This is a genomic window from Pedobacter sp. HDW13, from assembly GCF_011303555.1.
Taxonomy (GTDB): domain Bacteria; phylum Bacteroidota; class Bacteroidia; order Sphingobacteriales; family Sphingobacteriaceae; genus Pedobacter.
The window spans coordinates 4710573-4727623 of record NZ_CP049868.1; the positions used below are offsets into that span (position 1 = coordinate 4710573).

Genomic DNA, 17051 nt, shown 5'->3' on the forward strand with positions numbered 1-17051 from the left:
ACAAACTATTTATTAAAAAAACGAAATTATGGAACTGACTCCTGAAATTACCGACCGCCTGCTAAAGCTGGAAGAAAAATATACCGCAATGGGCCAGGATATGTGCTCGTACCTGGATGGATTGCTTTATGCCGATTTTTTAACTTACTGGGATTACATCCATCTGGATACACTTTTAAGCCTGCAAAATCCCAAAACACCATTTCCTGATGAAGAAATTTTCATCATGTACCACCAGATTACGGAGTTATATTTTAAATTAACACTCCACGAATGCAGGCAAATTGCCGAAAACGCCGAACTTACTGCTGCATTTTTTACCACGAGGGTGAAAAGGATTAATGCTTATTTTAATGCCTTAACCACTTCTTTTGAGGTAATGGTAGATGGAATGGATAAAGAACAATTTCTGAAATTCAGGATGTCGTTACTACCGGCCAGCGGTTTCCAGTCTGGTCAATACCGGATGATCGAAATTTGTGCAACTGATTTTAACCGCCTGGTTGATAAGAGCAAGCGCACAGAATTGGCAAATGCCAGTATTGAAGCACAATTTGAACACATTTACTGGAAATTCGGCGCGACAGAACTGGCCTCAGGAAAACAAACATTAACCTTAAAACAATTTATTAAGAAATACGCTGGTCAGTTTTTACAACTGGCCAATGAAAGGGTACAGACCAATTTTTCGGCATTGTATTTACAATTGCAAGCCAAAGGTGAAGATGTATCTGCACTGGCCGAAGAACTCAGGAAACTTGATCTATATGTAAATGTAGAGTGGCCGCTTTCGCATTACAAATCGGCGGTACGCTATCTGGAGAAAGATCCGGTTGATGTGGCCGCTACCGGCGGTACCAACTGGCAGAAGTATTTGCCTCCGCGTTTCCAAAAAAGAATTTTTTACCCCTTTTTGTGGACGGAAGATCAAATGGAAGAATGGGGGAAAGGCTGGGTGTTGGAGGTATTAAAAAGTCATCGCAAAGAAAAACCTTAATGTCGAATTAAGAGGCTGTCTCATAAACCTTAGTTTGTTACTTGAGCGGAGCTTCCGCACAGGATAATCTTCTAGTTTTTGAGACAGCCTCTTTTTTATAATCAGGTAAAGCTGAAAAACCAATAGCAAAAAAAACATCAGTTTTAATTAAAATAATGGTGGTTTAATTTTAGTTGAATTAAGAACTTTATTTATTCGCTATTTTGTTTAATAATCTAAAGCAAGATTGCGATAAACACACAAATGAAACCTTAATTAACCAAACTAATGTCATTACAGCATTGTCAAAAACTAATGAAGCCCATTTTTCTACTGCTGGCCATCGCAGGCTTGTGGGGAAATAAACTTTATGCCCAAACAGAATTTTCTACCGACTATCTTAAAATCAGGATTGACCAGAAAGGCTACATTACCAGCTTTAAAAATACCACCAAAAAGCCGACCAGCGAATTTAGTCCTGCCGATAAACCTTCTCCCTTGTTGAGTTTATACAGCAGTAGCCGTAAAAAGTATTACTTGCCAACAAAAGCAATTTACACCAAAGCCAAAACAACTCTCGCATTATTTTATCCTAATGGTTCTGTAGCTACCGTTAAATTTGAACCTCAGAAAATGTACTTCAGGTTAAGCCTGTTATCGCTTACCAACCGTAGTGAGATCGACGATATCCAGTGGGGGCCTTATCACACCACCATCGATAACCTGTTTGGCGATGTTATTGGTGTAGCCAGAGATACCAGTTTTGCTGTAAATTATGCCATTGGTGCCTTAGCGCTCAATGATGCCACAACAGGGGGCAAATCGACCAATATTGGCGATTGTGCACCTTTTCAATACATGATTCACAGTCCCGATAAAAAACGCTTCCCTTTACCTTCAGATTTAAAAGAAGGACAGTTGTTTGCCATTGGTGGCGACGGTAAAAACGATGTTGCTTTTTACTCACACCCGGAACCTTATTACAGGATTTTATATGGAAATTCGGCCGATATTGATGAAAAAGGCATGGTTTCTATAGTTTATCACGCATCAGACAGGCGCAAAGGCAAAACCATTTTATTCTCTCTTATTCCTTTTTTACCAACCAACAAACCTAACCATATTGAAGTAGAACCATTGGCAGATGTTGATTACATTGGTTCAAAAATAGCGCTTTGGGGAAGTCCGGATAGCATTGCTTTAATGACTGTAATTAAAAACATTGTTAAGGCCGAAGGCTTGCCGTACCCAACGGTAAATGGTAAGTGGATTAAAGATCCTGCCGCATATTTAAACGATGTAGCCACTGCAGGTAGCAATTGCGACAGCGTTATTGCCTATACCCAAAAGCTTGGTTTTAAAGCTGTGCAATGGGAGCATGAGCCTATGTTTGGTATTGATAGGGGCAATAAAGGATATATTAACGGATTTTCTTTTGAGAAAAAGCCACTGAAATACACCGAGGGTAACAAATCATATAAAGATTTTACAGATATTTCTAACCCGCTGGGCATATGGGCCGGATTTCATACCATTACTACAGCATTAAGACAGGGTACCAAAGATGTAAGCCCTATACCAAGCAAAGACCTGGCCTATCAGGTAAAAAGAATACTGGCAAAAGATATCAACCCTACAGATACCACTATTGAAGTTACAGACCCCACTTATTTAGATGAAATTGCCAGCTGGGAAGGCCATACTGAGCATTTGAATATGATTAAGATTGATAATGAAATTATTTACTACCAGGGCGTATCGAAAACGGCACCATACAGGTTGCACAAAGTGAAAAGGGGCTACTGGAAAACCATTCCGGGCAATCATACCAAGGGAGATACCATTTATAAACTACAGGTTTCAATTGGTTCGGGTTACGATGGCATTATTCCCAATATGAAACTTCAGGATTCGGTAGCCATGTATTATGCCGATATGAGTAAGATTAATGGGATTTATTACCACGATTGGGACGGGCAGGAATTCCTTTTTAATCAGGGGCACGGTTATTATGCCGTAAAACGCTTTCATCGTCAGTTATTTGATCGGGCAGCTCAACATAAACTACCCGATCTTCGAATTATGGGCGCCACACTTTCTGAAGGTTCGTGGCATTATCAATCTGTTTGGAATGTGGGTGGTGGCACCAACATGTACGATGTTAAACAACGTAAATGGGGAAGTTCAACCTCCGAAGGAAAAGATTTGCGAGATGTAGCTTATGCCAATTATTTTCCGGCAACCTTTGGAATGAATTTTCAGCTTACACCTACGTCGAAAGTGGTCGATTACGAGCATATTCAAGCTGTTTCTGTAGGTGCAGGGGCAACTTATCAGCTTCACATATCCAAAGCATCAATTGAAGGCTGTCCGCAGAAAGACGAAATTTTTGCGGCCATTCGTACCTGGGAAAATGCAAAGGCTGCCAATGCATTTCCGAATCACATTAAAACAACATTAGCCGATCCATTAAAAGACTGGCACCTGGAAGCAGTAGATCAAAATCATTGGAACCTGTACCCGATGCAAAATGGCGAAAAAGGCAAAGCCATTGTTTTAAGCAGGGATGTTAAAGGTGGTTATTAAACACTACTGCTGGCATAACAAAACGAATTTTTAACCAAATAGTATATTTTGCTGCGTGGAGTGTGTTCAGATCTGACTGGATACGCTCTGCAAAAGCAGTTTAGTGAGGCATTATTTTAGCTGGTTCCGATGAGATTGGCACCATTCCTTTATAAATGTTGCATTTTCGTTAATTCGGGCAATGCCAGCCAATACGCTAAGTCGCTGCTGCCGGCAACTTTTGAAGGTAATGTTTATACCAAAGGAACGATAAGGGCTGTTAATCTCAATAAGCCAATGCGTTTTGGCGAAATGGGAAAAGACGCACAAGACCAGTTAAAAAAATATAAAGAGCAGGCCGCTACTGAAAAAACAGCACTTGTTAAAGATGAATTTGATGCAGCTGCCATTTTAACTACTCAGAACGATAATTTTTACCTGGAAATTAACCTGGATAGAAATTGGAAGACTGTTCAGCCCAGGAAACTGGTAAGTACAAGCTCGTTGCGTATGGCTATTGTGCCTAACCTGCCATTCGAAAATACTGATGGTTCTGCTTTAAAAATCGATACCGATTATTTTGGAAAGAAACGCGATATTACAAATCCATTTCCCGGGCCATTTGAAATAACAGCAAGTAGCAAACAGAAAATAAAATTGTGGTAAAATATGAAACTTAGAAAGTTAAATATTAAGGATTCAGCAAAACAACTATTTGCAAGATGCATTTTAGCAGCCTTGCTTTTATTTGGGTTTATACATGCTTCGGCCCAAAATGCGACAGCGACTCAAAGTAAGGTACAGCAAAAAAACAGCTTAAAAGTAACCGATATATGGGTAGTATTTAAAACCCACTTCGATTTAGGTTTTACCGATTTGCCCGAAAACGTGTTTAAGCGCTATCGCGAAGAAATGATGGACAATGCCTTAAGCGTAATCGAAAAAAGTGAAAATGCACCCAAAGAAAAACGTTTTGCCTGGACGGTTTCTGGCTGGCCTTTACAGGCTCAGATATTAGGCCCATTACAAACACCGGAAAGAAAAGCGAGGATCGAAAAAGCCATTAAATCGGGTACTTTGGTGGTGCACGGATTGCCTTTTACCACCCATACCGAATCGCTAGATTACGAAGACCTGGTGCGGGGACTGGGCTTTTCTTCAGCCGTTGCCCGGAAATATGGTTTGCCATTGCCCATCAGCGCTAAAATGACCGATGTACCCAGTCACTCATGGATTATGCCTACTTTACTGAAACAGGCAGGTATTCAATTCTTACAATTAGGGTGTAACCCTGCAAGTCAGTATCCGCGTTTCCCGAGCTATTTTGGTGGGAAGGGGCCGATGGCTCTAAAGTATTGTGCAACTATACCGCCGATTACGGTTCAAGTATAAAACCTACTCCAAACTGGCCTTGTAAAAACTACCTGGCCATGCAAATGACAGGCGATAACCATGGACCGCCTTCGGCAGAGGAAATTGATAAACTGCTGGCCTACGCCGCAAAAGAATTGCCCGGGGTTAAAATACACTTTGGTACGCTGGATGATTTTGCCAAAGCTGTTTTAGCAGAAAAACCGCAGTTGCCTACCGTTAAAGGTGATTGCCCCGACACCTGGATTCACGGTTTACAATCTAATCCGGTAGAGACCAAAATGGCGCGCAATATTCGTCCGCTCGAATCGGCACTTGATGGCCTGAATACACAATTGAAAAGCTGGGGTATTCCGGTTGGTTCTGTTTCAGCCAAACTCCAAAAAGCTTATGAGCAAAGTTTGTTATATGCTGAGCATACCTGGGGAATGAATGCCGAGTACGGGCCCCGCTATAGTTATGGCGATGCCTGGAAAAAATGGATGGCGGAAGCAGAAGCTGAGCCACTTCCAGAAAATGGAAATTACGCGGCCTTAAAAAACAGCAATGCGCACAACACCGCCATAGGAAGTAAACGGAAATGGCTGCGTTCTTACGATGATAAACGTCAGTATATTCGCAATACAAATGATTTGGTTGGTAACGAGTTAAATATAGAACTCAATCTGCTGGCTCAATCTGTAAATAAAAATGGCAAAAGGGTAGTGGTATATAATCCGCTCCCCTGGAAACGATCGGGAATGATAGAAAACCCATGGGAAAAGGGTAAATACTTTTATGCAAAAGATGTAGCCGCATCTGGTTACAGTACTTATACATTTGATGAGCTGAAAGCACGTGTAGAGGGTAATGATGAGCAGACTACATTTAATACACCTTATTTTAAAGTGGTATTCGATTTAACCAAGGGTGGAATCAGTTCTTTAATTGAGCAATCAACCGGCCGCGAACTGGTCGATCAAACATCGAAATATGCCTTAGGGCAGTTTTTACACGAGCGCTTTAGTGCCAGTGAAGTTAACCAGTGGTTTAATGCCTATAGCCGCGTAAAGGATGGCTGGGGCTTAAACGATTTGGGTAAACCTGGTGTGCCAGATGCTACTCAGGTACCTTATCTGGCTTTTACACCACATGCCTGGAACATTCAGGTTGCGCATGGTGCTGTAGCCGATATTGCCACTTTAACAGCTGTAACTACCGATGGTTATGCAAAAGGCTACACCCTTAAATTTACTTTTCCGCGCCAGGCCGCCTATGTAGATGTAGCCTGGAGCGTGGATGCAAAAACTCCCGAAAAGCAGGCCGAAGGCGGCTGGCTATGTTTTCCGTTTAAAGTTAAGCAACCTAATTTTACCATTGGGCGTTTGGGCGGACCTGTTAATCCTGCCAAAGGTATTATTAAAGGTACCAACAGGTATTTAATGGCGGTAAATACCGGTGTAGCCCTTACGGAAAGCGATCAGTCGGGTGTTGCATTATCTTCGGTTGATGCGCCCCTGGTAAGTTTGGGCATGCCTGGCTTATGGAAATATGACCTGGATTACGTACCTACGCAGCCTGCAGTATTTGTGAATTTATACAACAACATGTGGAATACCAATTTTGCTTTGTGGCAGGCTGGCAGCTGGACGGAAAGTGTGCGCGTTTGGCCCATTAACAAAGGCTCGGAAACTACCCGTAACCTGGTTAAAAACGGTTGGGAAACCCGCTTACCTTTATTAACAGGGCTGGCGGATGGAACTCCAGGTAAATTACCATTAAATAAAAGTGGTATAGCGATTTCGAGGGCAGGTGTTTTAATTACTGCCTTTGGCGAAAATCCTGATGGCAAAGGAACTGTTTTGCGCCTTTGGGAGCAAGCCGGAAGTTCAGGTGTTTTAACCATTACCTTACCTCATAAACAATTTTTAAAAGCGCTCCCCGTAAACCTACGCGGTGAGGCGACAGGTAAGCCTATCCGTATAGCCAATGGGACCTTTAACTACAATGTTAAAGCATTCGGCCCGGCCAGTTTTATCTTACAATAAAGTTTTATATCCCTTTTACTTTTGCCACAGGTGCACAGATAAATAAAGTCTGTAATCTGTGGCTTTTTTGTGTGCGCTAATCACGATAAAGTTTCATACGGAGTTAGCGGTTACCGGCTGACTTTGGAGATTAACTCAAAGAAAATCACCTGTCAATATCTATTGGGTGAAATTAGAATCCAATCATTTCTTGTTAATTATTTTATGTGTTTAACTAGTTGTAATTGAGTGTGTAATGTAGTTGGTGTTGGTCTGTATGCTGAATGCTACAGCGGCAGTTTAACAGCAAAAAAAGCATCAGTAATTATCAAATCAATAGTGGTTTAGCGCTATAGATATCATCAATTTTACTAAGTCAAATAAATATTACCTAACCAAATTTTCTAACAAACCTTTATGAACAAAAACTAACCTAAATCTTTAAACCAAACCAAATGAATTTATGTATACACAACTAAAATTATTATTAGTAACCTTAAGTATCAGCTGTTTAATGCTGGTCTCGGTTAGCACACAGGCACAGGAAATAATCGCTGTGAAAGGAAAAGTGCAAGACTCAAAAGATGGCATACCATTGCCTGGTGTTACCGTTAAACCCGAAAAAGGTACCGGTGGAACGACCACCAATGAAGAGGGCTATTTTACCATTAATGTACCCAGGGGCAGCAAGCTCGTTTTTTCGCTGGTTGGCTATACTGCTAAAACTGTTAGCACTACCGGAGCGAGTTTAAACATTCAGCTCGATAATGCTCAGAACGATCTGGACGATGTAGTGGTACTGGGATATGGTACCCAAAAGAAAGAGTTATTGTCTGGTTCAGTAGTTACACTAAAAATGGACGATACACGCCGCAATACACCAACCACATCTTTGGGTAATCTCCTTGCTGGCCAAATGGCTGGCGTAACTGTAGGTACTCCGAATGGTATTCCGGGTACACAGCCCAGTATATCTGTACGTGTAGGAACCTCTTTTAATGCGCAGAACGTACTTTATGTAATTGACGGTAAAATCAGTGGTTCAGGCGATTTTAATAATTTGAGTCCCAATGATATTGATAACGTAACCGTATTAAAAGATGCTGCCTCGAAAGCAGTTTATGGTAGCCGGGCTGCTGGAGGGGTAATTTTGGTAACTACCCGTACCGGAAGAAAAAATTCAGCTGCAAAAATTGATTATTCGTTCAGTACAGGTTTTGACAGGCGTGGCAAAAATGCCCCGTTAACAAGCGCAGTTGAAACGGGCGAATTGTACAACCGCATTAACCCCACAAGCGACCCCGCAGGTTGGAAATGGACCGATAGCGACCTCGCATATTTTAAAAACATCAATGATGGCTGGGGTTATAATCAATTGGATGCAGTTTGGGAAAATCCTTATACCCGTACACATAATTTAAATGCATCGGGCGGTAGCGATAAGATTAGTTATTTCATTGGTGGTTCATACACTAAGCAAGGTGGATTTATGAAAAACCTAACCTTTGATAAGTACAACCTACGCGCCAATATTACCGCTGATATTACTAAAAACCTGAATTTGTTTACTGGTATTACCATTAATAATAACTTAATGTATTCTCCAACCAACACATCGGTAGGTGATGTATCAGGAATTTACAGAAAGCTGTTACTTTGGCAACCAGATCAGCCGGTATGGACCAACGGCGGCAATCCTATTGATTATGGTTGGATTGGAAACGTAGGGGCCGAAGTAAGGGGCGATGGTGGTTATATCAAAGGCAATAATATTAAACCGGTTTTAAATTTAAAGGCCACCTACAAAATTGCAGCAGTTGAAGGGCTAAGCGCTTCGGCACAGTTTAACAAATCGTACACCAATAACCGTAATAAAACCTTTGAAAAGCAGTATGATATGTGGGTAATGAAAAAAACAGGTTTTCATATCATTAGTACCGACGATAACGATTTGGTAACGCTAAAAAAATCATCGCAGATTGGAAAGAGTTTTATTCAGGAAAATTATAACTGGGGCAACGATTATCAATTAAACTTCCAGTTAAATTACGATCATTCATTTAAAAAGCACAATTTAAAAGGATGGCTGGTTTACGAAAAAGCCGAATCGAATAGTGGAGGGATATTTGCCGGACGTGAGACATTCCCGGTTTATCTTACCGACCAGTGGTGGGCTGCCAGTAACCAAAGAGCCGACGATTACGGAGGTGGAGATACAGAACTTTCTGATGGGAGGATTTCGTATGTAGGACAGGCATTTTATGATTACGATGGTAAATACCTGGCCAGTTTCTCTAGCCGTTACGATGGGTCTATGCGGTTTCCTGCCGACAAACGCTGGGGCTTTTTTCCGGCCGGATCAATTGGCTGGGTTGTTTCTAAAGAGAAGTTCATGAGCCAGGCAAAAGGTATTAATATGTTAAAAATCCGTGCCTCAGCTGGTTTAACCGGTAACGATGCCATTGGTGGCTGGCAGTGGCAGCAATCTTACCAAAACGGTAACGCTATATTTTTAGGTACAACACCGGTAAGTAACGTAGGAATAACTTATGGAGCTTTAACCAATCCAAATCTTACCTGGGAGAAAACATTAAATTATAACGTAGGGGTAGATGTAGAGTTTTTAAAACATTTTAGTGGTAGTGCCGAATATTATTACATCAAAACCTATGATATTTTAGGGTCACGAATTGCTTCTGTTCCTCCAACATTTAGCCGCACGTTACCGGCTTCTAATTACGGACAGATTAATGCGCAAGGAGTAGAAATCAATCTTGGCTATAAAAATAATACCGGTAAATTTAATTACTATGCCAATTTAAACGCTTCTTATGGTGCTGCCAAATATGTTATCCAGGATCAGAACGTAACTTATCCATGGCAAGCTAACCCGGATAAGTCTATGAGTCGTATTGTAACCTATCAGGCTACCGGAATGATCCGTACACAGGCTGACCTGGATGCATTTAAGACAGCTAATCCAAATTACAAGTTTAAAAGTGTTGCACCAGCTCTGGGACAACTTACCTATGCCGATTTAAGTGGACCAAATGGTACACCTGATGGAATTGTTGACGATTGGGATCAGGTTCAGGTTAAAAATAATAACAATCCCATTGTTTTAGGGCTTAATCTAGGATTTGAATGGAAAGGGTTTAGCGTAGATGCTACTTTTAACGGCAATTTGCATCAATCGCGTTTCGTAAACAGTTTGGCTGGCGGTGTTGAATGGAACCGTATGTGGAAACCATGGTACAACGATTCGTGGACACCTCAAAATCCAAACGCAACATTCCCTAACAGGCTTAGTGCAAACGACGGAACACAATCTGTTGTGACCAATAATAGTACTTTCTGGTTAAAAAATGCCAACTTTTTACGAATGAAGCTATTGAATGTGGGGTATAGTATCCCGGCCCGCTATATAAATAAAGTAGGAGTATCTGGTATGAAATTCTATTTCAGTGGTAGCAATCTGTTCGTAATAAGCAAATTTAATAAAGACTATTTCGATCCTGAAATTGGCGACGGATTCTCGGTTCCGATTATGAAGACCTTCAATTTTGGTGTAAATGTTTCACTTTAGTAATGGATAAATAGTATGAAATTATATCTCAAAAATATACGATATTTCGTGTGTAGCCTGGCAGTATTGCTAGTCGTAACATCCTGTAAAAAGGGATTAGATTATAAAAATAATGGGGCCATTAATCCCGAAAATGTATGGTCAGACCCAACCATGATCAAAGCATTCTTAAACGATATTTACGGTGCTTCTATGCCTGGCTGGTCGTTTGATGGAAACAGTACCGACGAAGGTTATAATGGCGCCAAAACATTGGGTAATTATCAGCGCGGTATAATTGCGGTCGATCAGACTACCAGTGCACTTAATTATTCGGTGATCGATAAGGCAAACTTTTTCTTAGATCAGCTAGATGCAGTTGCTGTCTTATCTGCAGATATTAAAGCGCAGTATACAGCAGAAGCCAAATTCTGGCGTGCCTGGAGCTATTGGAACATGGTAAACAACCTGGGTGGTGTGCCTTTAATTTTACATACACAAAATGCCGACGATGTTAATGCTTTGTTCAAAACACGTAATAAAACTTCAGAATGCATAACTCAAATTATTAAAGACCTTGATGATGCAATCGCCGTTTTACCAGGCAAGTATGCCAGCAATGCAGATTACGGACGCATTACTAAAGTAGCTGCAATGGCTGTAAAAGGGAAAGTATTAATGACTTATGCCAGCCCTTTATTTAACCCAACCAATGATGCGAGCCGTTGGCAGGCTGCTTACGATGCCAATAAAGCGGCTAAAGATTATGCTCTTACCCAGGGACATGATTTATTTCCGAATTATAAAAATATTTGGTACACCGAAAGAAATCAGGAAGTGATAATGGTTCGCCAATATACTTTTCCGGGTGCAGGTATAGCTTTTAATTCGATTAGGCCTACACCATTAACTAAAGATGCAACAGGAGTAAACCAGCCAACTCTTAACCTTTTACTGGCTTATCCTAAAAGAGATGGCAGCCCAATGCAGTTCGATAAAAATCAAATGTCAGATCCGGCCTATAACACGCAGTTTATGACCGATTTTTATACCAACCGCGATTCCAGGTTTTACGCTACAATCTTTTTCGGTGGAACACCATATCCAACTCCTGATGAAGTTTCGCCAGTTTATGTAAAGGGAAACAGTTTCTGGGAAGTTTGGAAATACGATGCCGCAACAGATAAGTACTCAAGCGCCATGAACGTTGTACATACTGGCATGACAGGTGGCGGACAAACTGGTTTCTGGGAAAGAAAAGGTTTAGATACCACTTTAGTTGCAGCATTATATGCCCAAGGTCAAACCGATTGGCCGGTAATCAGATATGCTGAGGTATTGATGAACTATGGTGAGTGTGCCAATGAGCTGGGCAAAAGTGGTGAGGCTTTACAAGTGTTAAAAGATATCCGCCGTCGTGCAGGCATTACTGCAGGAGCCGGAAGTAACTATGGCATTACTGCTTCGGCAACAAGCGATATCCGCGATGCCTATATGAACGAACGCCAGGTAGAATTTGCTTTTGAGAATAAGCGTTTTGGAGATTTAAGACGCTGGAAACGCTACGATTTGCTTAATGCCCAAACGTTTAAACATGGTTTATATGCCACTTTAAAAGATGGAGTTGTAATTAGCCCTTCAGAGACCATCATGAATGCTACAACACGGGCTAAACTAAGGGGCGTTTATATCGATAACCTCGATGGCGATCCGAATTTTAAATTCAATCTGGATTTAAACCACTGGTTTTATGCTATACCACCAGCGCAGATTTCTCAATCTAAAAACGTGATATTACAAAATAAAGAATGGGGCGGAACCTTCGATCCGCTACAATAAGGACTCAATTAGTTAGAAATAATTAGTTATGATTAGTTTGTTTTAAAAAAGAGGGGGCGAGCCCCCTCTTTTTGAGTATAAATGCAAAACAATTAGCCCTTACAAAAACAATAGAAAAATGTCGGAAATTAACAGCCGGCAATAAGTTTGAAAAGTGAAAAAGTGATGAGAAGTATAAAAAAAAATAAACAGATCAGTTGTTTATTATTGATCTTGGCATTTGCACAATTGCCGGCATATGCGCAGCTAAGCGATGAAGCGGAAGCACAGCAGCTGCTTAAAACTGTTAGTGGCCGTATGCGCTTAAGCATTCAGCAATATTCGGGTACCAACCTGGTTAACGAAGAACAGTTTAAGCAAAAACAACTTCAACGTAATGGTGCAAACTGGCAATTGAAAGTACAAACCGCAAAAGTAGCTGGTGAACCCGAAGCCATTGATGTAACTACAAGTTTTATTTTAGAAAAAGGAGTGGCAGCGTCAACGGCAGTATCAGCCTCATTTGATTTTAGCAATTGGAGCCGCGACAACTATGTATTGGTGCCGGCCAGTATTTATAACGGCAATCGTTACCATGCTATCGGCAATGGGTACAATCCACCTTACCCTGCAGAAATGTATTACAATCCCAATGTGCCTTTAACCATTTCCAATAATCCCAGATTGGCTATCGAAACTGGTAAGGCATCGCGCATTGAATTGCAAAGCACAAGCACGGCAACGCCGGCCATGTGTTTTTATTCGCCCAAGGTAAAAAAAGGATTTATTGTCCTTACCAGCCAGCAATCGACTTTCGGTAACAATGGGTTAAGCATTGCCGAAAATACAGCTCAGGATAGCTGTAACTTTAGCATTACGGCTCCTGCAATGCGTAAACTGGCAGCGGGTTTTGGCGATTACCATGCCAGTGGTGATAAAGCACCTGATTGGAAAAGTGGTGATGCACTTGCCCTTAGTTTCAGGGTTTATGTTTTTGCCGCCAATGGCATTCCCGATTTGCTTACTAAGTTTATGAAGGTGCGCAAGGCATTTACAGGTACTAACCACTCTCGCAATCAACTACCCATGAGCAAGGGACTTGAGTTAGCCAGAACCATTTGCGGCAATAATTTTATTACCGTACCGGCAGGAAGTTATTATACACCAGAGAACGGAAACGATTTTCAATTGGGATGGGTGAGTGGTATGATCAATACCTACCCCATGCTGGCCATGAATAACGAAAAGGAACGTAACCGTGTTGCAGCTGAACTCGATTTTGTGATGAACAAATTGCAAGGCAAAAGCGGGTATTTTTATGGAGGGATAACCGCAAAAGGGGAGATTCGTCCCGAAGAAATGAATGCCGCCTACCCTGAAATACAAGCCATGGTACGTAAAAATGGCGATGTACTGCTGTGGTTAATGAAACATTTAATGTTGTTTAAAGCACAGGGGTATGGCAATATGATTAAACCTGAGTGGGAAGATGGAGCCCGTAAACTTGCAGCAGCATTTACCAATACCTGGAAAAAAGATGGCGAATTTGGACAGTTTATTGCCCCAGCAACAGGAAAAATAGCCATATACAACTCAACTGCGGGTGCCATTGTTCCGGCCGGGCTGGCTGTGGCTTCGGCTTATTTTAAACAACCAGAGTGGTTGGCGGTGGCTAAGGCTTCGGCCAGTTTTTATTATAATCGCGATGTGGTAAGCCAGGGCCTTACCGGTGGTGCCTGTGGCGATATTTCGATGGATGCAGACAGTGAAACCGCTTTTGGCTTTATGGAATCGTTAATGGCACTCTACTATTACACGGGCGATAAAAGCTGGTTAAACAAGGCAGAAGTTCAGGCTGCACTTTGCGCTACATGGGCAATTTCTTACGATCAGGTTTTTCCGGTTAAAAGCCAGATCGGGCAATTAAAGTGCAACATGGCTGGGGCGGTTTGGGCCAGTATCCAGAACAAGCATGCCGCACCAGGCGTTTGCACCTCATCAGCCGATTATCTGTTTAAACTTTTCAGGGCAACAGGAAACAAACTGTATGCCGATTTAATAAGAGATATGCAGCACGCCTACGCAGAGGCAGTTAATGTACCACCTTACCACATCACCACCAATAACTTGCCTGGTTCGAGTATGGAACGCATACAGCCAAGCGATGCTGAAGGAAAGGGGAGTATTGGCAATTTTATTAATACCCGCAATTCCTGGACTGAAACCAACGGTATGCTTATGGCTTTGGAATTACCCGGTATTTATCTGCAAACCGATAAAAAGAAGCTCTACGTTTTCGATCATGTTTCAGCCCAGATAATAAAGCAAGATGCAAACGGAACAGTGCTTGAACTTAAAAATGAAACTATCCACGATGCCGAGGTTACCCTTTTTGCCGAAACCAGCGCTGCCGCAATAAAGCCACTGGGTTATAGCAATTTTATAAAATGGCCTAAAGCAAGCGTAAAAGCCGGAGAAACCATAAAAGTACAAATTGCAAAAAATGGAATGTTAAGTCCTTTGCGTTCCAGTTAAAATGGAGACTATACAAAAAGCATGGTTGAAGGGATTTAAAAATCAAGAAAGCATTGGTAATAGTCAAAATTGTAATAGTTATTTGCTGCCAGAAAAAATATTTTTGTTCATAGAGGTAAAGTGTAAATTAGATAGATGCAATCATCAAAATATTTGTCAAAGTGTGTTTTAGGTACCGCTGCCTTAGGTGGTATCTGGGGGGCAATCGATAAAGAAGAATCGGTTAGTGCCATACTATTGGCACTTGAATATGGCATAGAAGCCCTTGATACTGCACCAGCATATGCCGATGCTGAAGAAATTGTAGGAACTGCCCTGAAAAAATGGAGAGGAAGAATGCCGCAAATCAACACTAAAGTTGGGCGCTTAAAATGTTATGCTACCGATGAGGGGATTTATGATTATACCCCGTTGGGAATGGAGAGAAGTGTACAGGAAAGTTTAACAACCTTGGGAGTAGAAGCCATTGATGTTTTGTTTTTGCACGATCCGGATGCCATTGCACAGGATACAGATATAGAGTTGGTTTTTAAGCAAATGCAAAAATTTAAACAAGCAGGTTATGCCAAAAAAATAGGCATTGGGGGTAATCTGCCCGATTGGTTTAAGCAATACGATTTTGCATCAATATTTGATGTGGTGATGGAATTTAATCGTTTGGATGCCTGTTGTAAGGATGCACTGATTACCAGTATACCCTATTATAAGGCCAATAATATTCAGTTCTATTCAGCCAGCCCATTGCACATGGGGTTGTTAGGCAATAAGTATCAGGAATTTGTTGATACTCTACCCGTTTGGATGGATAAAAAAAGTATTGAAAAAGCCAAACAGATAAAAAAGATTGCCGATAAATATAAACTATCGTTGCCTAGCATGGCACACCGGTTTATCCTCTCCATACCAGAAGACTTTAAAATGGTAATCGGCCCTGGTAATTCCGAACAATTGTTAAAAACCTTATTTGATATCCAGGGAGGAGCTTTACCAGAGCAGGTTTTTAAAGAAATAATGAATTCAGATACAATTTAAACGAAATAAGATGAACGCTATCGATAATGAAATATTCCATATTCACTCAGTTCAAGTTAGGCGGTTAGCACCTGTACAGGCTGTTACCCCGTTTCAGGATGCAACGATGGGGCCATTCGGTACATTTAGTTTATCGGTAATTACGCTTACAGATGAAGACGGAAATATAGGCGAAGCACCGGTTTTTAGTGCGTATACCCATCTGCTAGAGGTGTGTATGTTGCCAATCTTATTTCACAGTCGCAATATTACATATAAAGAACTGTACCAAAAGCTCTATTGGTCTATTCGAAACGAGGGTTTTAGAGGCACAGCTGCGTCTATACTTGGAGAGATCGATTTAGCCTTGCATGATTTGGCTGCGCGGCGGAAAAGAAAGCCACTGCACCGTTATTTAAATGCCGATAGAGACGATGTATTGATGTATTGCAGCGGTGGGGGTACCAATTATTCGTATAAGGAACTCGAAAAAGAGATTGAATATTTCCTGCATTGCGGTACCGATTGCATCAAAATGAAAGTAGGGAAGAATTTCGGGACTGCCATGCAAGAGGATATTGCGCGGGTTAAGCATGTGCGTAAAATAATTGGCGATGATATTAAACTGGCAGTAGATGCCAATCAGATCTGGAATGTTGATCAGGCTTTGCAGTTTATTAATGGGGTAGAATCAGAAAATATCGAATGGTTTGAAGAGCCTGTACATTCGGCTTCAATAACAGATATTGCCTTGTTATGCGAAAAATCGGCCATTCCTATTTCTTTTGGCGAATCGGAACGGAGCGCAAAAGTATTTCCTGCATTAAAGAATGCTGGTGTGCAACATTTGCAACCCACTCCATATTACCTGAGCAGTATTGGAGAGTGGATGGAGGTACGCGATTTAGCCATAGAAGCAAATCTCGATTTTTCATCAGGAAGTTATTCTTTATTTACTGCTGCTATTTTAGCTGCTGCCCCCGATCATTTCAGGGTTGAATACCTATACACGTTAATGCAAGGGCTTGAAACATATTTTTCAGTGTGCCCTCAGTTAGTAAAAGGAAGATTTGTTTTGCCTAACATTGAAGGATTGCCAGTTAGAATTGACTGGGATTACTGGAACCGCAAAGGTAAAATAGATTTTGATAAAACCTGGACGGCAGAAAAATCAAATTCCTACAGTCCCATCGTTCTACTTTAA

General features: G+C 41.3%; 10 protein-coding genes. All 10 read left to right on the forward strand.

The features are described 5' to 3' along the window. Positions 1 to 28 precede the first annotated feature (28 nt). Positions 29 to 997, forward strand: a complete 969-nt coding sequence (locus G7074_RS19950; protein WP_124559430.1) for a tryptophan 2,3-dioxygenase family protein — start codon at positions 29 to 31, stop codon at positions 995 to 997. A 294-nt stretch (positions 998 to 1291) separates the two neighbouring features. Further along, positions 1292 to 3562 carry a hypothetical protein gene (locus G7074_RS19955; RefSeq protein WP_166210859.1) on the forward strand — a complete coding sequence of 757 codons (2271 nt, stop codon included), beginning with the start codon at positions 1292 to 1294 and terminating at the stop codon, positions 3560 to 3562. A 129-nt stretch (positions 3563 to 3691) separates the two neighbouring features. After that, positions 3692 to 4207, forward strand: a complete 516-nt coding sequence (locus G7074_RS19960; RefSeq protein ID WP_124559428.1) for a hypothetical protein — start codon at positions 3692 to 3694, stop codon at positions 4205 to 4207. Between the two features lie 3 nt (positions 4208 to 4210). Beyond that, positions 4211 to 4933 (forward strand): hypothetical protein, encoded by a 723-nt coding sequence (locus G7074_RS19965; protein WP_166210862.1) that lies wholly within the window; start codon positions 4211 to 4213, stop codon positions 4931 to 4933. Next, positions 4897 to 6939 (forward strand): hypothetical protein, encoded by a 2043-nt coding sequence (locus tag G7074_RS19970; RefSeq protein WP_166210865.1) that lies wholly within the window; start codon positions 4897 to 4899, stop codon positions 6937 to 6939. The genes G7074_RS19965 and G7074_RS19970 overlap by 37 nt, the downstream gene beginning before the upstream one ends. Positions 6940 to 7381: 442 nt before the next feature. Further along, positions 7382 to 10504, forward strand: a complete 3123-nt coding sequence (locus G7074_RS19975; RefSeq protein WP_124559426.1) for a SusC/RagA family TonB-linked outer membrane protein — start codon at positions 7382 to 7384, stop codon at positions 10502 to 10504. A gap of 15 nt (positions 10505 to 10519) precedes the next feature. Next, the gene (locus G7074_RS19980; RefSeq protein ID WP_166210868.1) at positions 10520 to 12322 is read left to right on the forward strand and encodes a RagB/SusD family nutrient uptake outer membrane protein; all 1803 of its coding nucleotides are present in this window, start codon (positions 10520 to 10522) and stop codon (positions 12320 to 12322) included. A 165-nt stretch (positions 12323 to 12487) separates the two neighbouring features. Then, positions 12488 to 14836, forward strand: coding sequence for a hypothetical protein (locus G7074_RS19985; protein WP_166210871.1), 2349 nt, complete (start codon positions 12488 to 12490; stop codon positions 14834 to 14836). Positions 14837 to 14989: 153 nt separating this feature from the next. Further along, positions 14990 to 15868 (forward strand): aldo/keto reductase, encoded by an 879-nt coding sequence (locus G7074_RS19990; protein ID WP_158674020.1) that lies wholly within the window; start codon positions 14990 to 14992, stop codon positions 15866 to 15868. Positions 15869 to 15878: 10 nt separating this feature from the next. Continuing rightward, positions 15879 to 17051 carry an enolase C-terminal domain-like protein gene (locus tag G7074_RS19995; RefSeq protein WP_124559422.1) on the forward strand — a complete coding sequence of 391 codons (1173 nt, stop codon included), beginning with the start codon at positions 15879 to 15881 and terminating at the stop codon, positions 17049 to 17051.